This is a genomic window from Nitrospira sp. (assembly GCA_030653545.1).
Classification (GTDB): domain Bacteria; phylum Nitrospirota; class Nitrospiria; order Nitrospirales; family Nitrospiraceae; genus Nitrospira_D.
Window position 1 is genome coordinate 1 of the sequence record JAURZE010000014.1, and the last position, 20,490, is coordinate 20,490.

Here is a 20,490-nt window from a genome sequence, read left to right on the forward strand (position 1 = left end):
GATTGACGCCTACATGACCCACCGCAATACCCAGCCCACCCCCTTTGTGTGGACCAAATCCGCGCAGGAAATCTTAGCGAAAGTGAATCGGGCCAAGAGCGCTCTGGATAAGACAAGAACAGCATGAATCACTACACTAGGACATACGATGGGACACAGACTCTTCTCTCTACCCGATTTGCTCACGGCCGAGCCCCTACCAGGGAAATATCCATTTGACATCATGTCCACCCTGGGCAATAATCCCGCCCTCTTCTTCTCATGGTGCCCGCATGTCGGTTCCCACATCGGTTTTTTCCATTCTGTTACTGACGGCGGATGCCGACATCCACGCTCAATTCAAAGCCGTTTTTGGGAACGCCTCCGTCACAATGGTTCGCGATGCAGCCTCGCTCCCCAAAGATCTCCCCAGACGCCCATATGATGCCGTGGTTGTAGAGGCTCGCCCAGGGCAAGGCCACTCCGAGGTGCTTCCTCCACGGATAGATCCCGCCCAAACTTTGGTCATTGTGGGATCACGAACTGTTCTGAAGCGGGCTCCGGCTATGCTCCAACTGATGAGCCAGCACCGCGAGGAAACCCAGAAGAGCAAGGGACACGATCTCTCGCTGGAAGATTTCCTCGACCAAAAAATGGGAGACTTCGTCAAGGGGATGCATAACGGCGCCGCCAAGAACCTTCACCCGATGCTGATTTCAGCCGTCGAACGCCCTCTGATCTCGTCAGCTCTACGAGAAACCCAAGGCAATCAAATCCAAGCGGCGGAATTATTGGGCCTGAATCGCAATACGTTGAGAAAGAAGATTACGAATCTCCATATTCCATTGAAGCGGGGTCGCGTAAAGGCCGCTGGCTCCTCCTAATGCTGCGGTGCAGCAGGAAACTCTGTCTGGACAATGGGAACGGCTTCAGGCGTTCGGCATCCTCATTCATTCATAACCAAGGAGGGGACTGATGACGAAGGAAGAGCTGATTGCGAAAATGGCAGCCTCGGCAGGAATCACAAAAGTTGCCGCGGGCACGGCCCTGGAGGCCTTCACCGGAGCCGTCACGACGTCGCTAAAGAAGGGACAGCGGGTTTCTCTGGTGAATTTCGGTACCTTTACGATTTCAAAGCGGAAAGCGCGGATGGGCAGAAACCCACGCACCGGGGAATCGCTTAAAATTCCGGCCGCTAAGGTCCCGAAGTTTTCGGCAGGGAAAGAACTGCGCTCGGCGGTCAAGTAACGACCCCGCAGCATTTCCAGTAGCACAAAGAGAAGGCGGTGCCTTCCAGAACCTCCGGAAGAAGGCTGCCTTCTCTTTTGCATTTCTTGACAGTATGGGCAGGGCTATATTAGCATGCCCACCCGGACAATAGGCGCGTAGCTCAGGGGGAGAGCGTTACCTTGACACGGTAAAGGTCGACGGTTCAAGACCGTCCGCGCCTACCATTCCGGCTAGGGGCATCCGTTTGCCTTGAGGCGGCGGAATGCCTTTGTTGTTTTTGTTTGAATAAGAAAAGCACTGGAACGGATGAAGATCACGCTTAAAGGCGGGAATAGCCAGGTCCTTGAAACCGGACAGACCGTGGGAGCGGCCTTGAAGGCCTGCGGCCTGTCGATCGGATCCGATGTCCTCGCCGCCAAAGTCAACGGAGTCGTGGTCGATCTGTCACGGCAGCTGACTGAAGACGCTGTCGTGGAACCCATCCGGTTCGATACGACAGAAGGGCGAGAAGTTTATCGCCACAGCAGCACCCACATCATGGCGCAGGCGGTAAAAGAAGTATTTCCAACCGCACAGGTCACCATCGGTCCGGCGCTTGAAGATAGCTTCTTTTACGACTTCGCCTTCGAGCGGCCTTTCACGCCGGAGGATCTCGAGAAAATCGAAGCTCGCGTCCGCGAGATTATCAAGCGGAACCTGCCGGTCACGCGGAAGGAGCTGTCGAAGCAAGAAGCTATTCAGCTTTTCCAATCTCGCGGTGAAGCCTATAAGGTCGAATTGATCCAAGGATTCCCTGAGCATGAGCCGATCTCTGCCTATAGCCAGGGCGAGTTTATCGATCTCTGTCGTGGGCCCCATCTCCCCGCCACCGGCCACGTCGGCGCATTTAAGCTCCTGACCACCGCCGGCGCCTACTGGCGCGGAGATGAGCGTAATCCGATGTTGCAACGGATCTACGGAACATCCTTCCCAACCCAGGCTGAACTCGACGCCTATCTGACGCGCCTTGAAGAGATTAAGCGGCGGGATCATCGTAAGGTAGGGAAAGAACTTGATCTCTTTACGATACAGGATGAAACCGGTCCTGGATTGGTCCTCTGGCATCCCAAAGGAGCACTGGTTCGGCTCTTGATCGAGAACTTCTGGCGCGAACAGCACATTAAGGATGGATACGATCTGGTGTATTCGCCCCATGTAGCCAGGCTCGACCTTTGGAAAACGAGCGGGCACGTTGACTATTATCGGGAGAATATGTTCGCACCGATGAAGCTGGAAGGCAGCGAATACCAGCTCAAGCCGATGAACTGCCCCTACCACATCATGATTTACAAATCGCACTTGCGGAGTTATCGGGATCTCCCCATCCGCTACGGCGAGCTCGGGACAGTGTATCGGTATGAACGCACGGGCGTCCTGCATGGCCTCTTGCGCGTGCGCGGATTCACGCAAGACGATGCGCACCTCTTTTGCCGACCCGATCAGATTCAGGATGAGGTCAGCCGGGTATTGGACTTCACCTTCTTTATTTTGAAATCGTTCGGCTTTGTCGACTTTGAGATCTTTCTGTCGACCAGACCGGAAAAGTCGGTCGGCTCTGATGATAAGTGGGTCCTCGCGACAGATTCGCTGGAGGGAGCGCTCAAGAGCCGTGGGATCGCCTTTCATTTGGACGAAGGGGGCGGGGCCTTCTACGGACCGAAAATCGATATTAAAATCAAGGACGCGCTTGGCCGATCCTGGCAATGCTCCACCATTCAGGTGGACTTCAACAATCCGGAACGGTTTGAGCTCGGTTATATCGGGGAAGATGGAAAATCTCACGAGCCGATCATGATTCATCGGGCCTTGATGGGGTCCATTGAGCGATTCTTCGGGATTCTCATCGAACATTATGGCGGCGCATTCCCAACCTGGCTGGCGCCGGTCCAAGTCGTGGTCATGGCGATCACCGACAATCAGCGGGAGTATGTGAATACCGTCGTCGCGCAGTTGAAAGCCGCAGGGTTTCGGGCTGATGCCGACCTGCGCAACGAAAAAATCGGCTTTAAAATTCGCGAGGCGGAAAAAGCCAAAATCCCCTACATGCTCGTGGCGGGGGATCGGGAAGTCCAGAGCGGCACGCTCTCCGTCAGAGGACGGAGCGGGGCAAATCTTGGCAGTATGACAGGGGCTGCAGTGATCGATCTTCTCAGGAACGACGTCACGCGCGCGCAGCCGGAGCTACAACCAACACACTAAGAGGTGGGTTATCGTCCCCAAACTGCGCGTGAACCGCGAAATTCGAGTGCGAGAGGTTCGAGTCATCGGTCCGGAAGGAGAGCAACTGGGGATCCTCCCCACGCCAGACGCGTTGCGCCAGGCTCAGGAGGGCGGCTACGACCTCGTGGAGGTCGCTCCCACTGCAGCGCCGCCGGTTTGCCGAATCATGGATTACGGCAAATACAAATTCGAGCTCAGCAAGAAGGACCATCAGAATCGACGTCACCAAAAGTCGACCCAGGTCAAGGAAATCAAGCTTCGGCCACGCACCGATAAGCACGACCTAGGCATCAAGATCCGTCAGATCAAGGAATTTTTGGCTGACGGGAACAAGACCAAGGTCACGTTGACGTTTCGTGGCCGGGAAATGGCCAATCAAGAGATGGGTCGATCACTCATGAGCTCAGTGATCGCCGAAATGACCGAGATTGGAACGATAGAGTATGCCCCGCGCATGGAAGGCCGCAGCCTGATCATGATCGTGGCACCCAAGAATTAGGGATACATTTGCAGCCTACAAACGGAGAGGATGGATTCGATGAAAACGAAAGCCAAGACACACAAAGGGGCTAAAAAGCGGTTTTCCCGCACCGGAAGCGGCAAGCTTGTCCGACGGAAAGCCGGGAAGCGCCACTTGTTAAGCCATAAGAAAAGCGATCAAAAGCGCCGGTTAAGCGGAACGGCCGTGGTGGATGCGACTTCCACCTTGTCTTTGAACCGCCTCTTGCCGTATAACTAAGCCCTTAAAGAGCGACCCTCACGGATAAAAGGAGTATTGAGTCATGCCCCGCGCAAAAGGTGGACCGAAAACAAGAGCGAGACGGAAAAAGCGGCTGAAGCTAGCAAAGGGACAGTACGGCGCGAAGAGCCGGTTGTTCCGCTCAGCCACGGAATCAGTTGATAAGGGACAGCAGTACGCCTATGACGGACGAAAGAACCGGAAGCGGGATTTTCGCCGGTTGTGGATTGCGCGCATCAGTGCCGCCGTCCGGGCACAAGGACTGACCTACGGTCGGTTCATCAACGCCCTCAAGAAAGCGGAAATCCTACTGGATCGAAAAGTTCTCTCAGACATGGCGATCAAGGATGCCGCGGGCTTTGAAAAGTTGGTCGGCTTGGCCAAGCAACACTTGACTCCTGTCGCTGCATAACGACACCGCCTCTGAACCACGGTTTCAAGTAGCTTCTCTGATCTTGGAGGGCGACAAGCTGTCGCCCTCCATCAATTTACCAGTCTCAGCACCCCTTCCCCCAACGCATCTCAGACCGGATACTTGTCGGCTCCGGTATTTTGAATTCGCCCGTTCGTCTGCATTCACGTCTCTGCAATAAGAAAATATCGTCGGGTCCTCACCGTGACCTCAAATCACGGGCAACCGCAAGACCAATAGTCGGATGGGGATAATATAGCGCTAGCTAACGCAGCTCATCGCTCACGCCAACTCCGCGCCATGAGGGGGCAAAAATGTGATGACCGCCGCGAGAAATTCCAGGGACGCAAGATGAGATGGCAAGGCGAAAAAACAACTAGCTCAGATCGAGCAGTTGAGAGAGGTTCACGTCGAACGAAACGACCGGCACGGTGATCTGCCAGCGCTCGAGGACTTCGGGATGGACTTCGCCGATGACGCCGATGGGTTTTCCTGCGACAACGATGCGCCCTGCGCGGCCTTCCAGGAAGGACGGATGCTGGACCGGCTCCAGACTGTAGTCTTTTCCCAAATGATAAAAGAGGATATCGAGGCACGAGTGGATTTCCGAGAAGTGCGCGGTCGCATGGGCAATGACGGCGCCCAACACCGTCTCCGTGCGTGAGCCTAGCTCATGCGTGGGATCGGGGATCGCCACATCGCCGGCCTCGAACAAACGGTGCGGATAGAACGCCCGGCTCGACGCTGTTTCGACACGCAGCAACGAAGGAAGCAGCCACTGTCGCAGGCAGGAGAAGGTCAGCGTCATGGCATTCTCCACTTCGACCATCCTCCCCCACTCTGTATCAGCCAGACGCATCGTATCGCGATAGCTCTCCGGCGATCCCATAATGTTGGAGATGATTTCCTGGAATCCCAGCCCGACCATGAGCTCACGCGCTCGATCCGACGTCTGCTCAATCCGCGAGAGCCCTCCTACAGTAAATTGCGCCGGCATGACCGGAGCGAACTCTCCGTAGCCACGGCTGATCGCGACATCTTCAACCACGTCCATCGCATGCATCAGATCCTGCCGATAAGGCGGCAACGTTGCCTTCACCGTCCCCTTCCCAGCTGAGACCTCGTACCCGTACACTTCGAGCGCCTGCTTCACAACCTTCACACCGAGTTCTTGACCTAGTGCTTGTTCAATGGTCTTGAGTTGAATTGTCTTGGAATTCCCAAGATCCTGCGGCGTGACCACCCGTTTACCCAAAGGGGTGCTCTTGGGGTAGTGCACTTCAACCGGTTCGATCACGGCGCCGCGATCGGCAAGGTTGGCAGCAAAGATATTCAGCGTAAGGACAACCATCAACTGATCGGTCCCGGTCACTTCGACAAACAGTTCGTCGTCCCCGACGCGCACTTCCCCCACTTCTCGACTGTTGATGATCGGCGGGAACGACAAGGGTTGATTCTTTGCATCACGGAGAATCGGGAGACGACTCTGCCCGGCCAGGATATGCCCATGCTCCAGCCCTTTCGGATGGACCATGAGAATTTCCGCCAGCGTCATCACCGTCTCCATACCCAGCGGGGTAAACTTCGCCTGATCCGGCTTGACCAACTCATAGGTGACCGGGAACGCAATCTTCGCCAGCTGGTAGACCCCGATTGAGACGGTCTTTCGCTTATGCCCGAAGATATCCGCCAGCTTCTCCTGCGTCTGAATGAGCTGGGCTAAGCCTTCCTCGGTAACCCGATACCCCCTGGCTGTGCAAGCAGCGACATAGGGACGCACCTGTTCGAGCCCCGGTGCGACAATGAGCACGTGTCCCTTCTTCGCCTTCTTGGCGAAGAAGGGATACGGCTTGAGCTTCCCCTGTTGCTTGATACGAATTTGCCGCGCAATGCCTTCGCAACACCAGAGGTCGGGCCGATTGCTGTCTTGCAATTCGATGCGCAACTCTCCGGTTTCAATATTATGCCCCTTGAGCTCACCCTTCACGAGCATGAGCCAGTCTTCCAACTGCTCGATCGAGACCGGGCGCTTGGCGCGACCGCCGAGAGCCAGCAGCGATTCGAAGTCGTCTTTGAAAATAGAAATCGTGGGCATGGCGTGCGCTAGAAGATCCCTCTGGTAGTCCGGATCAAGTCCAGATTGTCGGTGAACAATTCGCGAATGTCGTGAATGCCGAGCGCCACCATCGCCATGCGATCCAGGCCCAGTCCCCAGGCGATGACGGGCACGGTGACACCCAATGGCAAGGTGACTTCAGCGCGAAATAGCCCCGCTCCGCCCAGCTCCATCCACCCCAGGCGCGGATGCCGCACATGCATTTCGACCGACGGTTCGGTAAAGGGGAAATAGGCCGGCAGGAATTTCACTTCCTTCGCCTGAGCCACTTCACGCGCAAAAAGATTCAGGAGGCCGAGCAGCGTACGGAAGTTAATATCCTTACCCAGCACAATGCCTTCGACCTGGAAAAAGTCGGTGGCATGCGTGGCGTCGACCTGGTCATAGCGGAAACAGCGAGCGATCGAGAAATACTTTCCCGGCACGGCCGGCGCGGACGCTAACGTCCTTGCGGAAACGGCGGTCCCCTGACTCCGCAATACCAGCCGCTTGGCTCGTTCGGCATTGAAAGCGTACTTCCACCCTGTGGAACCGGTCTTGCCGCCATCCTGATGTGCCTTCGTCACCCGTGACAGGAACGGCTCGACGATCTTCGCGGCATGCGTGGGGTGCTTCACGAAGTAGACGTCGTGAATATCGCGGGCCGGATGGAACTGCGGCATGAAGAGCGCGTCCATGTTCCAGAATTCGGTTTCCACCAGCGAGCCGCGCATTTCCTGAAAACCCATACTCACGAGCTTTGTCTTCACGGTATCGAGAAACTCGCGATAGGGATGCTTCTTTCCCGTTCCGATGCGGGGCGCACGCAGACTGATGGTGTATTTGCGGAATCGCTTATTCCGCCAACTGCCGTCCTTCAATAGGTCGGGAGTGAGTTGAGAAACTTCCTCCGCCACTCCTTCCTTGGCGAGGTGCTCTGCCGCCTCGACTCCGGACGGAGAGAGCGTAAAGGATCGCGTGACCCGATCATCCACCCGGAATGGCTCTTTGGCGTTCCCGCGCTTGACAGCGTAATCCTCGATCACTTGGCGATGGGCTTCAGGAAAGCTCTGTAGTTCTCGAGCCGCCTCGCTGACCTGTTGGAGCAAGACCCTCATGGCCTCGACGGTCGGACTGGGACGGCCAGTGGATTCGATACAGCCGCCCTGGACGATCAGCAACACTCCTTCTTTTTTCAAACGTCCGACCGCTTTGCTGACATCGGATGGATCCAATCCATCCTGCGCCTGCAGATCGGGAATGGTCAGCCGCTTCCCCGTGCTGGCCACTTCTCGCGCGGCTGAGAAGACCCGTTCGATCGGTGACGCGCCACTGACATACTGTTCGCCCACCTTCGTCAGGGAGACCATCGGCGTCACCGTCTCGGCATGCACCACCAGCAGAGACTTTGCGAGTAACCACTCGATCGCCATGCTGAGCTGGGACGGCTCCAATTCAGCCGCAGCGGCCAATGGCTCGGTCTCGAGCACGGTGCCTGCAGGACGTGACCCGAGGGCCATGAGGACCTTGATTTCGAGGGGATGCAGACTGTCGATGAGTGCGGAAGTATCCACCCTGAATGGCCTATCGATGGGAAGCGGCGTGAGAGGTGATTGTGGCGGCCGGCTGCCCCGCGGTCCGCAGCGCTGCAATGGTGCCGGCATAGTCTCGGCTCGCAAAAATCGCCGAGCCGGCGACCAGGACGTCGGCTCCCGCCGCGATGATCTGCGCGGCATTGTCCGGTTTCACTCCGCCGTCGACTTCGAGCAACGCCCGGCTTTGGAGACGATCCAACATCTCCCGAATTGAGGCAATCTTCTTCAATACGGACGGAATGAACTTCTGCCCGCCGAATCCTGGATTGACCGACATGACGAGCACCAGATCGACGTCGGCTAAAATCTCCTGCAGGACACTGACCGGCGTCGCAGGATTGAGCGTCACGCCAGCCTTGACCCCACGCTCCTTGATCGATTGAATTGTCCGATGGAGATGAGGGCAGGCTTCGACGTGCACCGTGATGTAATCGGCTCCGGCCGTCACAAACTCCGGAATGAACGCATCGGCATTGGTAATCATCAGATGCACATCGAGCGGCACTTTAGCGACCTTCTTGATCGACTCGACGACCGGAGGACCGATCGTGAGGTTCGGCACAAAGTGTCCGTCCATCACATCGATATGAAGGAGATCCGCGCCGGCTCGTTCCACAGCCGCAATCTCATCAGCCAGACGCACGAAATCAGCTGCGAGAATCGAGGGGGCAATCAATACCGGACTACTCATAACGACCCTTGCGTCTTTCTCAACCGGACGGCATAGAACCCGTCCATCCCGAGGGTATTTCCCATCGTGGACAACGCGCCCTGTGCCGTCACAAACGGACGGGCAGGAGCGGGAATCCACGGCAGAATGGACTCGCGAGCACAATCGGCGTGGTCCTGGCAAAACCGGATAATGACGGCTTCAGTCTCTTCCGGTTCTGTCGAGCAGGTACTATAGACCAGCACCCCGCCAGGCCGCAAGACAGTGAACGCCCGTTCGAGAATCTCTCCCTGTAAAACTTGATGGCGGGCGAACATCCCGACATCTTTTTTCCCCTTCGCATCAGGGTGTCGACGCAGTACACCAATGCCACTGCAAGGAGCATCGACCAAGATGCGATCGAAGACACCGAGCGGTGGGAGCTGTGTCTCTATCTTCTGGCAAGGGGCAATCATGCCAAGCTCTCTCGCATCTCCCACAACCGGAGAAATGATCGCCACACCAAGCCGCTGGCAGTTCTCTTTCAATACCTGTAGTCGCACGGCGTGACGGTCCATTGCTACGATCTGACCACGATTCGACATCAGCTCGGCGAGATGCGTCGCCTTTCCTCCAGGGGCCGCACAAACATCGAGAAGACGCTCGTCCGGATGTGGATCCAATAGAGGTGGAACGAGTTGCGCGGCTTCGTCTTCGACATAGAACACTCCGTCTTGAAACCCCGGGATCGTAGTGACGGCCCGTCCCTCTTCGAGCATCACCCCGACGGGGCTGACAGTTGTCGGACGGGCGGCAATCCCCGCGCCGACGAGCTGCGCAAGAAACGCGTCACGGGTCACTCGCTGACGATTCACCCGCAGCGTCAGAACTGGAACGGCACTCACGCTCTGACAGGCAGCTTCCGCCCTTTCAATCCCCATGTGTTCGACCCATCGAGTACAGAGCCACTGGGGTACCGCGTAGCGGATCGAGAGTGCCAAAGCCGGCTCTGGGTGGAGCCCGGGGAACGGCCGTTCCGGCAAACGGATCACGGTTCGTAGCACGGCATTCACGAGGCCGCTCCAATCCCTCCCAAGCTGGGCCTTGTTGGCCTTGGCCAGATTCACGGATTCATTCACGGCTGCAGAGGCCGGCACACGATCCATGTAAGCCAACTGATACATCCCCATGCGCAGAAGCATCTGCACCATCAGCGGGAGTCGCGGCAAGGGTTTCTTCAGTGCGGGCTCCAAACGCCAATCAAGCGTCTCCTGGCGGCGCAACACTCCATAGACTAATTCCATGGCGAAGGCGCGATCACGCCCATCCATCGCTTGTCGATCCCACAAGCGATTGCAGACCTCATCGAGTGGGTCGCCTGATTTGGACTGGGTCAACAAGGCCACCAGCGCGCGGGCCCTGGCGGAAGGAGAGGCGGACTGCATTGAGACAGGAGGAGAAGACATGGCGTGTCCGATCACGCCGGTGGTTCTGACGGCGGCGGCTCTGCGTCGAAACATTGGCCTGCGCTCACGCGATGCCCCGCCAAATACTGCGCCACAGTGAGTCGTTTACTATTGGACGGTTGAATCTCTCTCAGGGCTACCACCCCGTCTCCCGTCGCGATTTGGATAGACTGCTTCGTCACCTCGATGATGGTGCCGGGGGCAACATCGGGCTTCCCCGGACTCTGATTTACGGCCCACACCATCCATCGTTCACCACCGATATGCGTATACGCACCGGGCCAGGGAGAAAGACCGCGGACACGATTGGCAATGTTGCTCGCACTCGTTGCCCAGTCAATCACCCCGTCTTTTTTCTTCAAGGGCGGGGCCAAGGTGGCCAAAGCATGATTCTGCGGCTGCGGCGTAATGGTTCCCGCCTTGAGCCTCGCAATTGTCTTCACCAGCAAACTTCCTCCGAGTACGGCGAGGCGCGGCGCCAGCGTTCCCGATGTGTCTTCAGGGAAAATCGGCAGTGACTCCTGCAAGAGCATGGCGCCTGTATCCATCCCCTCATCCATCAGCATGGTAGTGATGCCGGTCTCGGTCTCACCGTTGATCACCGCCCATTGCACTGGCGCCGCTCCGCGATATTTCGGCAGTAGCGAGCCATGTACATTCACGCAACCCACCGGCGGCAAGGTAAGGATCGGGCTATGGAGAATTCGTCCATAGGCCGTGACAGCGATCAGATCGGGCTTCCAGGCTGCGAGGGCCGTGAGAAACTCAGGCACTCTGATTTTCACAGGCTGGAGAAAAGGTATGCCTTCTCGTTGCGCAAGGAGCTTGATCGGAGGCGGAGTCAAGACTTGGCCGCGCCCTTTAGGACGATCAGGTTGCGTGACAATGCCTACGACCTGGTCATCAGACTTCAGCAGCGCCTCAAGTGAAGGGATGGCAAATTCTGGCGTGCCCATAAAGACAATACGCATGCTATGCCTTTAACATCGCCCTGCACTGAATGCAACGGGCGCAACTCAGCTTGACTTGCCGTTCAACGCTTTGTTAGTCTCCACCTGCGGGGTGGAGCAGCCTGGTAGCTCGTTGGGCTCATAACCCAAAGGTCAGAGGTTCAAATCCTCTCCCCGCAACCAAACAAACCTCTTCCAATTCAACAGCTTACCAGAGATTCTCTCCCTGCTTCCGACACAGTGAAATTAGCCGATTGTGCTAAAACTGTGCTAACTCCGTCCGGAACCCGATCAAGAATCTCGATGCCAGCGCGTAAACTCTCCGGATGGTGATGCGCATATCGCATGACCATCGAAATTGTTTTCCACCGCCCAAGCTTTTGCACGGTGTAGATGTCGCACCCGGCTTGCACGAGTCGAGTGGCAAAGGTATGGCGCAGATCATGAAACCGGAATCGTTTCACCTCTGCCTTTCTCATGGCCGGATAAAAGACACGCAGGAGATCCCGTGCGTCCATTCGGTTCCCGGCCCCGTTGAAGAAGACATAATCCGTCTTGAGCGATCGGACTTTCACCCTGGCTTTGAGTACCTCCAGCGTCTTTGCATTCACTGGAAGCGTATCTCTGCCTCCGTTCTTTTGTTCCAGCAGAGTAATGGTTCTCCTGAACAGATCCACGTTGCACCATTGAAGGTTCAGAATTTCACTCTGCCGAAATCCCGTGTTGACCGCGAAGAGAATGATCTCTTGTAGCCACACAGGAGAGGCCGCTAAGAGACGCTGTTCTTCTTCTGCGGACAGCCATCGCTCAATCAGATTCCGCACTTTCTCCTTCGAGACCCGCTGCACCGGATTGTCCGCCACCCATTCCCATTCCTTTACCGCGAGCTGAAAGGCATGGCCTAAGAGCGTCAGTTCATTGTTGATCGTCTTAGCCGCGGCACCGTCAGCCCGTCGCTTCGCCTTGTGCGCTGCTAAAAGAGAAGGTCGCACTTCCTTCAACGTCAAATCCCCGAAGACCCGGATCAGTGACTGAACGCGAGACTTGTCACATCTGTGTGTCGTGGGGGCTCTATTGCAAGCCGAGTGATCTCTCAGATATCGCTCCAAGAGTTCTTTCACGGTCTTGTCAGCCCCGGCTTCAGGCGGATACCACTTGCCCTCAGCGATCTGGACCATCACCTTGTGATAAATCTTCTCCGCCAGCTTCTTATCCGTGACTTCCGTGGATCTCCTGATTTGCTTCCCTTGATAGGGAAAACCCATCCACCAGACGCGGCCTCGCCGAAACAGAGCCATCATTAACCTCCTTGCTTGGCCCTGATTTCGTCTGGTTTCTCGCAGGCGGGAGTATAGACCTGGCGTTTTGCGGCTTCAATCAGTTGATCCAGATCGCGGGTCGGTTGGCAGGGGAATGGTGGGACCGCTGGGATCTTGCTGGGCTCAAATGAATGCAGCCAGGCAGTGATGGCGTCCGGGTCAAACCGGATCAATCCATGAATCTTCCGACAAGGAATCTTGCCCTGCGCCGCCCAGAGGTACAGCGTAGACGGCTTGATATTGAGCCAGGTTGAGAGATCTTTAATTGTGAGTAGCATCTTGAGCCCTTCGTCGGGGGAGTCTTCCGACACCCCCGCACCCCCTGTCACGGTGCGCCCGCGTCGCCGCCGGCGTCCTTTATGGAATTCGATGAGTTCTTGTTTTTCAGCAGCCCCCGATGCTTATCTTTCCATCGGCGCTTGCCCGCGAGAATTTGCCGCTCCAACCAGGCGTGTCCCTCGGGATCGGCCTCATAGATGACGGCTAACATAGGCGCGACAGACTGACTCACCCAGCGCTTCACTTTGAGGAGGGTCTGCGCATCTTTCTCCACGACCAAGCGACCCTTCTTCAAGCCGTCGGTGAGCTGCACCCACCACTCCAGGAGCGGTGCCCGATATCGAGACTCATCCTCTTCCTCTCGGCTGGTGTCTCGGAAATCGACATAGCCCCGCAGGACTCCGACCATGAATTCCAACCAGTCCGCTTCTTCGAGATACGATAAGACCTGGCCGCAGACCTGCGCCCGCTCCTGTTTCAACTCCAATTCCCACCGGATGCCATACTCCTGCCAGTCCTCCCGTTGTTTGGCCTGACTCTCCAGACGTTTGTCATAGACCCGGAGCTTGGTTTGACTCTGCGGACTCCCGAAGTAGATGGTTTCCCCGCTTGCGGTGCCGGTATGGATCAACGCTGAGGAGATCCGCTGGATCTGGCGAGCCCGCGTCACGCATTGCCCGGCCTCCACGGCGTGGCTGATGGTCGCGAGGGGGACCAGGCTCGCGCGATCATCCAAGGCGCAATCGAGGCGTGTCAGATGGCCTTGTTGCGCTAAGATCCATTGGATGACTGTCCGGACCTTGCCAGCCTCCCAAGGGGCGACGATCCCGGCAGAGAGATCCACATGCACTTCGAGGGGATTCCGTGCCGCCCCGGTGCCCAGTTTGCCGATCCCTCGGTCTGATCCTGTCGTGATCCACGACACGGGATAGCGCCGGAATCCGCTCTCGCTCTGAATCCAATCGCCTCCCAGCACCTGGAGAACGTCTTGGAGCGAACAGGAGGGCAGCGTAAAGGCAAGCCAATCGATGGTGAGGGTGAAGGGGGGACTCATCGACTCTATAGACCTCCTGGAATGATCGCTGTGGTTTGCGCCCCCGTGTTACCAGTCCGGGGGCTGGGAGTTCCTGCGCGCGGTCGGCAGGTGCCGTCCGCGGCGCAGGCTTTTGTGCCATAGCGGGCTTCGGCGTTGCGTTGCATATAGCGGAGCACTTCGTCGAGATCGAACCGGAGCGCAGTCTTCACGCGAATGGCTGGGATCTCACCCTTCCGGAATGCCCGGCGAATCGTGTCGGTACTGACCCCGATCAGCTCGGCTAATTCTTTGATAGAGACACGGTGGTCGGGCTTCTGCTCGTTTCTATCGTTCATACTCATCCTCCTGTGTAAACTTGAGTCAGGCTACCCGACTGCCACCCTTCTGGGAATTAAGCAGATGTAGTCAGATGTATCCAGATGTGCGCTGCAGTGATCATTCTGTCGAACTTCCCCAGCAACGGCCCCCGCTCGGCACCCTCACGACGGTAGAGCAGCGGGCCACCAAAAGAAATTAGGCAGGAAGGGACTAGAGAGGTCAGGAGTGGTCAGAAACGTCTTGAAGTTCTATCTCTCACGAACAAGGGATTGTGCGGCTAAGCTCGATAAAGTGGCAACTGGCTTGGTCCTGATCGAATGATGCCGATCAAGAATTCGATTGGGAGGAGGAAATGGTCACCGAACAGAAAATATTTCTTCTCACGTGTTTCCTAACAGAGAGAAGCTGCCGACGAGATAGGAGCCAGGATGTTCACTCGCGAGAAATACAGGGTACCCGTGAGCCCGTAACTATCTTTGCCGTACGTTTTGAGGGTGAGTTCATTTCCGAAAACGAGGGCTGAGGCAGCTTGCTTGGCCGTCTACCCGTAGGCTTGGAGAGTTTCTATGCAGTCGATTGACTCTGCTCAGTTCGATGGTTTGTGATGCTTTTTAGCACAATTTTAGCACAGTGATTGCTTATAGAATTTCGTATAGCCATTCGTCTTCATTCACGCTATCGACTAGGTCCGATTAAGGATTCCCTCTTTCGCCATTCCCGCGGTGGCACCGGCTGCGGATCGGCCCACAATTCTTTTCGCGCCTCCAGAGTGTCCTGCTCCTAGCCACTCCAATACTGTTCGCGATGCGAGTGCTTACGTTAGTCTTGTGTTTCGATAATACACACACTGGCGAATTTGTTTGATAGGTAGAGAGAAATCTCTGACACACCGTCTCCCACATCCTGTCCAAACACGCCCAGTCAGTGTGATCGGCCAATTCCGGGGGGCCTTCGGTGCTCAGGTCTTGTGTCAAGATGCTGTTAAAAGAGATTCATCACGACTCCCATGTGGACTCCATGATCCTGAAGCGTATTCCCGGCGCTCGGCACATGGTTCAGTTGCTGCCCCCAATAGACTTCAAAGAGGGCTTTGTCGTTGGGCAGGATATTCCAGCGGAGACCGGCCCCCGCGCTGGCAAGCGTGTTAGGGAAGCTGGTGAGGGGAGCTGTCACGGCCGGGCGGTTGTCGCCCAAGTTCCAGCCGTGTGCGACGTCCACAAAGAGTGCAACCTGGACCATCGGTTCGCCGTTCGCCCACCGTAGCACCGGAAAGCGTGGCTCCACCGAAGCAGTGATCGAATTGTCGCGTAGGATGGTCACTTCTCGGTAGCCGCGCACCGTGTACCGCCCGCCGAGCGCCACCTGCTCAAGCGAAAACAACGGCGAGTTGGTAAATTGCAGATCCAGGCGGCCGAGGAGCTGCATACCGAACCCCTCATCACCGAACTGTTTGATAGCCTGCGCCTGGCCCAGCCAGGAGAAGAATTGTCCGTCCGGCGTGTCAGGGTTTGCATGAATAGTCGCGCCGAGAACATTAAGGCCCACACTAAATCGAGAGCGGAGGGCCAGCACGGTATCGAGCGTGCGGTGGGTCCAGTCCTGCGCGAAGCGGAGGGCCGAGACGGTGGCTGCCCCATTTTGAAAACCAGGAGACGAATTGAACGTCATTTGATCGCTCGTGCCCGCGAACAGAAAGCTTTGGGTGAAGAGATGCTCCCCGATGATCGAAAATGCTACCTCGTCGGTCACGGTCTTATAAATCGGCTGACGCAGGCTCATGCCGATGATCTCTGAGTCCGCCTTGATGTTCAGCGGAGTGAAGGGCTGTTCGACTAGCTTGAAGCCATAGCGCCGGTAGTAGGGGGAAAAGGTTGTCCCGTATCGGTTGACGGGGAGAGAGTAGGAAGCGTCCACGATCGGAAAGGCGCCGCTCGATTGGCCGTAGCTGAGACTGAGCTGGTCTCCATGGCCGGTGAGGTTATCGTTGGACAGCGTGCCAATCCCTCGGATTTCCCCGACCAACGGTGTCTGATAGTTGTTGACCTCTAGCGTGGCGTGAAACGGGTTCTTGTCCACCACGCGCACGTTCAGGACGCTGTCGCCCTGCTGGTCACCAGGTCGCAGTTCGGCGTTTACACGCTCAATCCGCCGGTCCTGCTGAAGGAGTTGCAGCTGCTCCTGCAAGGGGTCGAGCGACACCGGCGTGCGGATACCGAGTTCCAGGCGGTCGCGGAGGTAAGAGGAACGGAACCAGCGGTTTCCTTCTACGTCGATCCGCGTCAGCGTTCCTTCGATGATCTGCATCGTGATGACGCCTGACGAGACGTCCTGGTCTGGGATGATCGCACCGGAGGTCAGGTAGCCCTTATTGACGTAGAGCAGGGTGAGGGCTAGCCGGAGCCGTTCGAGATCCTCGGTCAGCACTGTCCGGTTTGTAAATGGGGCGGTCACCTCGGCGATCTCCGTGTCCGAAAAGGCGGTGTGGCCGATCACGCGCACGTCACGAACGAACACCCGTATCGTGCCAGGCGGTGTCGGCACCTCGGTCTCCGGTGGGAGCGGAACGATGGGAAGCATGAGGTTCGGAGGTGGGATGGGCCGCTGAAATTCCTCCTTGAGGGGCCCGTGCGGTTCGCCGGACCGTCCTGTTGGATCGATCGCAATCTGGGCAAAGGCTGAAGGAGATGCCGACACCATGACCAGCACGAATCCGGTGCAGCAGCAAAGTGTTCCCAGGACCCAGGGTGAGCGAATAGGCCCTGGCTCCCCAACGCGATGGGTCATGACTGAGAGCTCGCCGACCAATCCGAGGCAGAAGCCTGGGTCAAGAACCCGGTCGGCGTGAGGACGACGTTGCTCCTCTGCGTCTGCGCCGCAGTCGTCCGTACAACGCTGGTATTGCTAACGGACGTAGAGCTGACGGTTATCTCAAAAGCTCCGCCAGCCCCCACTCCTATCGTCGATACGTCGATGACGGCCCCCACTGTTTAATATGAGTTGGCCGGCATCGACAGTGATGATGCCTCCAGTTCCCACACCTGATGTGGCAGCAGAAAGAGTCCCGCCGTTCTTACACCCCTTACACCGTCAATGTTTGAGTCGAACCAGTCATAGGCCAGCCCGCATGGGTGCTAGCTTGAGTGATAACGATCTCATGCCGGGCCGTCGATTGGGTCCGACTCAGCCGCGCCATCAATGAATGGTCACCGTGCCGTCTGTGCCAAGCTGGGATGTCGCGTCAATGACGCTGTTGGCAATTGGACGACGATTGTGACTTGAGATTTCGATGGTGCCGCCTTGCCCTTCCGTGGCGGTGCTGAGAATCTGGCTGTTTTTGACGGTCACGTTCTTCGCATCCACGGTGATGCTACCCCCGACCGTCTGCGGGCCACCCGAAACCGAGGTCGTGAGCACCGTATCATTCAACGTAGCCTTTTGGGCTTCGATGTGGATGGAGCCGCCGCTTCCGAGCACCGATTGCGCCGAGATCGTGCTCTGTTGACTAGTGAACTGGGATCCGCCATCGATATGAATGGTGCCGCCATTGGCGTTTCGGGGTGGCGTAGTGAAGAAGGGATAGTTCAGGTAGTTGTCTGCGGAAAGAGCGGTATCGGTGAGGCTCACTGACTTTTTCCCCGTTATGCTAATTGTTCCCCCATGGCCGATTCCGCCACTACGGGCGTCGAGCTGACTGCCTTTGATCGAGATGCTGGGCGCTGCTAGTGAGATGTTCCCACCATTGAATGCAATTGATGAGCGTGTGCTAATTAGCGTATTCGTGAGGTCGATGCTGTTCCCTGCTGTGAAGTCCACTAGCCCGCCGGACCACCAAATGCTATTGCTGGAAAAGGAGCTGTCACGACTTTCGATGCGATTATTCCCCACCAGCGTTATTGCTCCCCCTGTATTCTCGTAGGAATACGCATAGAAGAGGCTCTGAGTGACCTCGATATTGTCGGCCCGAATGGCAATGGGCCCCCCACGCACATCGGACCCGAAATCGGGAAGACCTCTGTTTGAGGTATCCACGGTGGTATTCGTCACAGAAACCGAGCGTGCGCTGTCGCCTGGGCCGTGGAGTCCTTGAATCGTCACAGCCCCAGCCGCGGATGTATCCCACCCTGCGCTGGCGTTGATGGCTGAATCTTTCGCCGAAAAAGTCTCTGTATTGAACGTGATATCTCCCGCCGACCCGTAGCGTTGATTAGTGGTACTTATCCTGCTGCCATTCGAAATATCGATATGCTTGGCCGTCACCTCGATGTTTCCGCCAACGGATGGATTAGATGCATTGAAGATCTGTGAGGCGTATTCAGCCTTCACGGAGGAATTGTTCATCACAAACTCTCCAGCACGAATCGACACTCCTCCTGCGGAATTTCCACCGTTTGCGGATACACTTGTATCAACGGTGCTGCCTTGAGAAAGATTGATGGCCCCCAAACTTTTGAAGCCGGTCGGCGTGAAACCTGATCCCTGTCCCACCCCACTCACAACGACTTCTCCCCCAACTTTCGCATTCGACGGCTTGCCGACGCTGACAAGATTAATCTGACCGCTCGGTGCCGTGAGCGTGCCATCCTGAATGGTAATATTCCCTCCGACCAGGGAGATCCCTGTTCCCCCGACGACCGAAAGGTGGCTCCCCTGGACAGTAATCGCGCCCGGATTTGAACCCAAGAAGCCAAACGCTGCGACGGGGGCAGCGCTGAGAAGTTGATCGGGTCCTGTCCGAGGAATCGCATTGAATCGTGCATTGTCTGAGAGTCGGAGGTAATCCGCCGACGTGAACGTCATCATTCCTCCGACATTGACCGTGGCATTTGGACCAAAGAGGAACCCGGCTGGATTGATCAGAAAGAGGTTGGCGTTCCCAAACCCTGTGGTTTGGATGCTTCCCAAGATGTTAGATGGATTGCCGCCAGTCACGCGACCAAGAATGTTGGATGTAGGAAGACCGGAATTATTAAGAAAGTTCGCGATGTTGTTGTTCGGAACATTGAAGTTGCCAAAGCTGTGAAACAGATTCGATCCACCCCCCGGTCTCGTGCCACCGGTGATGTTGAATTGAGTCTGTCCAGTCGGCAGGGTAACCGGTGCGGACACCGTCGTATTGAGGCCTGATGACGTAATCGGCGTACCTACTTGGGCGATGGAGACCGCGCAAGGGATTGCAAGAAGGAGAAAGAATCCGACTGTGAGATATCGAGCCAACCTAACGTGTTCCCGATGCGGCTGTTTCATAGTGGATCTCCCCTCAATAATTAGGCCTCAGGGACCAATAAAAAAGGTCGTTCGGGCGAAACTGCCTGAACGACCTATCGAAATATTTTCCTCTTGTCTTGATGAACCACCACGCGTTCCGCGACAGCACGCTCGCCAGCGCGAACCTTAGGAGTAATCAAGTAAAATAGATATCCCCTCTTTAGTAGGGTGGCTAAGTTATGGCCATTTTCCCCGCCACTCCCTTTAACTCTTGCGATTACTTGCGTTGCTACATAACGACCTTCCGGATTCCTGCATACACCCAACTCGGTGTCTTTGATACCGGCAGCAGCCCACATCCAAATCGACTGTGTTAAAACTGTGCTAAAGAAAATCGAAAGGGATCAAAATCATCAGAATTAGCCGCAACGAATAGAATGCGCTAAACCCTCGAAAGTCTTTAATAAAGCGAGAAACCAGACGGAAGATCAGGGTGTTACAAAACTAGTCTTTACGGCCTCATAACCCAAAGGTCAGAGGTTCAAATCCTCTCCCCGCAACCAATCGGCACTCCCCCTCCCTGATAACCACGTCACCCAAAGAATCCTGGATACTCTCAAGGCGTTTCTACGGCAAAACTCCGCCCTGGCATGCGAAGATTCGCAAGTTCCTTGGGTGGTCTCTCCATTTGCGATAGGATCACCCTACGCTGACTGGCGGGAAGGGAGCGGGGTCGTGAACTTTATTCGAATCGGCAACCGCGCACTGAATCTTGATCGCGTCACCCATTGCGAAGTGCAGATCTGGCAAGACGCCATATCCGTAAAGATTTACATGGCCGGGACTGCGAATAACACCCCTGTAGTGCTGAATGAGGAAGAAGCCAAAGAATTCTGGAAGTATATTGAGTATGTCGCTGAAAAACCGGTGTGAACCCGCCCTAGCGCCACCCTACCTCT

At 56.4% G+C, this 20,490-nt stretch carries 18 protein-coding genes and 2 tRNA genes; 9 read left to right on the forward strand and 11 right to left on the reverse strand.

The window, feature by feature from the left end:
• Positions 1 to 272: 272 nt before the first annotated feature.
• The 7 genes from Q7U39_05120 to rplT all read left to right on the forward strand — a co-directional run bounded on the left by Q7U39_05120 (position 273) and on the right by rplT (position 4,619).
• A complete protein-coding gene (locus Q7U39_05120; GenBank protein MDO9117319.1) occupies positions 273 to 863 on the forward strand; it encodes a helix-turn-helix domain-containing protein in 591 nt (196 codons plus the stop codon).
• A 91-nt stretch (positions 864 to 954) separates the two neighbouring features.
• On the forward strand, positions 955 to 1,227 hold the full coding sequence (locus tag Q7U39_05125; protein MDO9117320.1) for an HU family DNA-binding protein: 273 nt from the start codon (positions 955 to 957) through the stop codon (positions 1,225 to 1,227).
• A gap of 131 nt (positions 1,228 to 1,358) precedes the next feature.
• Positions 1,359 to 1,433: transfer RNA gene (locus Q7U39_05130), tRNA-Val, on the forward strand.
• Between the two features lie 82 nt (positions 1,434 to 1,515).
• On the forward strand, positions 1,516 to 3,447 hold the full coding sequence (gene thrS, locus Q7U39_05135; protein MDO9117321.1) for a threonine--tRNA ligase: 1,932 nt from the start codon (positions 1,516 to 1,518) through the stop codon (positions 3,445 to 3,447).
• 28 nt (positions 3,448 to 3,475) lie between these two features.
• Positions 3,476 to 3,967: a translation initiation factor IF-3 gene (infC, locus tag Q7U39_05140; GenBank protein ID MDO9117322.1), complete on the forward strand. Its 492-nt coding sequence runs from the start codon at positions 3,476 to 3,478 to the stop codon at positions 3,965 to 3,967.
• A 39-nt stretch (positions 3,968 to 4,006) separates the two neighbouring features.
• Positions 4,007 to 4,207: a 50S ribosomal protein L35 gene (gene rpmI, locus Q7U39_05145; protein ID MDO9117323.1), complete on the forward strand. Its 201-nt coding sequence runs from the start codon at positions 4,007 to 4,009 to the stop codon at positions 4,205 to 4,207.
• Between the two features lie 43 nt (positions 4,208 to 4,250).
• Positions 4,251 to 4,619 (forward strand): 50S ribosomal protein L20, encoded by a 369-nt coding sequence (rplT, locus tag Q7U39_05150; protein ID MDO9117324.1) that lies wholly within the window; start codon positions 4,251 to 4,253, stop codon positions 4,617 to 4,619.
• A 376-nt stretch (positions 4,620 to 4,995) separates the two neighbouring features.
• Here rplT and pheT read toward each other — a convergent pair whose 3' ends face one another.
• Genes pheT through fmt form a run of 5 tightly spaced genes read right to left on the reverse strand, consistent with a single transcriptional unit; the run spans position 4,996 to position 11,395 of the window.
• A complete protein-coding gene (gene pheT / locus Q7U39_05155; protein ID MDO9117325.1) occupies positions 4,996 to 6,714 on the reverse strand; it encodes a phenylalanine--tRNA ligase subunit beta in 1,719 nt (572 codons plus the stop codon).
• A gap of 8 nt (positions 6,715 to 6,722) precedes the next feature.
• Positions 6,723 to 8,288 carry a phenylalanine--tRNA ligase subunit alpha gene (locus Q7U39_05160; protein ID MDO9117326.1) on the reverse strand — a complete coding sequence of 522 codons (1,566 nt, stop codon included), beginning with the start codon at positions 8,286 to 8,288 and terminating at the stop codon, positions 6,723 to 6,725.
• Positions 8,289 to 8,298: 10 nt separating this feature from the next.
• Positions 8,299 to 9,000 (reverse strand): ribulose-phosphate 3-epimerase, encoded by a 702-nt coding sequence (gene rpe, locus Q7U39_05165; GenBank protein ID MDO9117327.1) that lies wholly within the window; start codon positions 8,998 to 9,000, stop codon positions 8,299 to 8,301.
• Positions 8,997 to 10,478 carry a 16S rRNA (cytosine(967)-C(5))-methyltransferase RsmB gene (gene rsmB / locus Q7U39_05170; protein ID MDO9117328.1) on the reverse strand — a complete coding sequence of 494 codons (1,482 nt, stop codon included), beginning with the start codon at positions 10,476 to 10,478 and terminating at the stop codon, positions 8,997 to 8,999. The genes rpe and rsmB overlap by 4 nt, the downstream gene beginning before the upstream one ends.
• Positions 10,436 to 11,395 carry a methionyl-tRNA formyltransferase gene (fmt, locus tag Q7U39_05175; GenBank protein ID MDO9117329.1) on the reverse strand — a complete coding sequence of 320 codons (960 nt, stop codon included), beginning with the start codon at positions 11,393 to 11,395 and terminating at the stop codon, positions 10,436 to 10,438. The genes rsmB and fmt overlap by 43 nt, the downstream gene beginning before the upstream one ends.
• Before the next feature lie 85 nt (positions 11,396 to 11,480).
• On the opposite strand from fmt, the gene Q7U39_05180 reads away from it, so the two are divergent.
• A tRNA-Met gene (locus tag Q7U39_05180) sits at positions 11,481 to 11,557 on the forward strand.
• A 17-nt stretch (positions 11,558 to 11,574) separates the two neighbouring features.
• On the opposite strand, the gene Q7U39_05185 is transcribed toward Q7U39_05180, so the two are convergent.
• The 6 genes from Q7U39_05185 to Q7U39_05210 form a co-directional block, all read right to left on the reverse strand.
• Entirely contained in the window at positions 11,575 to 12,675 is a 1,101-nt protein-coding gene (locus Q7U39_05185; GenBank protein ID MDO9117330.1) for a site-specific integrase, read from the reverse strand.
• Positions 12,675 to 12,971: a helix-turn-helix domain-containing protein gene (locus tag Q7U39_05190; GenBank protein MDO9117331.1), complete on the reverse strand. Its 297-nt coding sequence runs from the start codon at positions 12,969 to 12,971 to the stop codon at positions 12,675 to 12,677. The genes Q7U39_05185 and Q7U39_05190 overlap by 1 nt, the downstream gene beginning before the upstream one ends.
• Before the next feature lie 47 nt (positions 12,972 to 13,018).
• Positions 13,019 to 14,026: a replication initiation factor domain-containing protein gene (locus tag Q7U39_05195; GenBank protein MDO9117332.1), complete on the reverse strand. Its 1,008-nt coding sequence runs from the start codon at positions 14,024 to 14,026 to the stop codon at positions 13,019 to 13,021.
• Between the two features lie 5 nt (positions 14,027 to 14,031).
• Entirely contained in the window at positions 14,032 to 14,343 is a 312-nt protein-coding gene (locus Q7U39_05200) for a helix-turn-helix domain-containing protein (GenBank protein ID MDO9117333.1), read from the reverse strand.
• 964 nt (positions 14,344 to 15,307) lie between these two features.
• Positions 15,308 to 17,110, reverse strand: coding sequence for a ShlB/FhaC/HecB family hemolysin secretion/activation protein (locus Q7U39_05205; protein MDO9117334.1), 1,803 nt, complete (start codon positions 17,108 to 17,110; stop codon positions 15,308 to 15,310).
• Between the two features lie 408 nt (positions 17,111 to 17,518).
• Positions 17,519 to 19,570 carry a filamentous hemagglutinin N-terminal domain-containing protein gene (locus Q7U39_05210; GenBank protein ID MDO9117335.1) on the reverse strand — a complete coding sequence of 684 codons (2,052 nt, stop codon included), beginning with the start codon at positions 19,568 to 19,570 and terminating at the stop codon, positions 17,519 to 17,521.
• A gap of 696 nt (positions 19,571 to 20,266) precedes the next feature.
• On the opposite strand from Q7U39_05210, the gene Q7U39_05215 reads away from it, so the two are divergent.
• Positions 20,267 to 20,464 carry a hypothetical protein gene (locus tag Q7U39_05215; GenBank protein ID MDO9117336.1) on the forward strand — a complete coding sequence of 66 codons (198 nt, stop codon included), beginning with the start codon at positions 20,267 to 20,269 and terminating at the stop codon, positions 20,462 to 20,464.
• Positions 20,465 to 20,490: the final 26 nt, after the last annotated feature.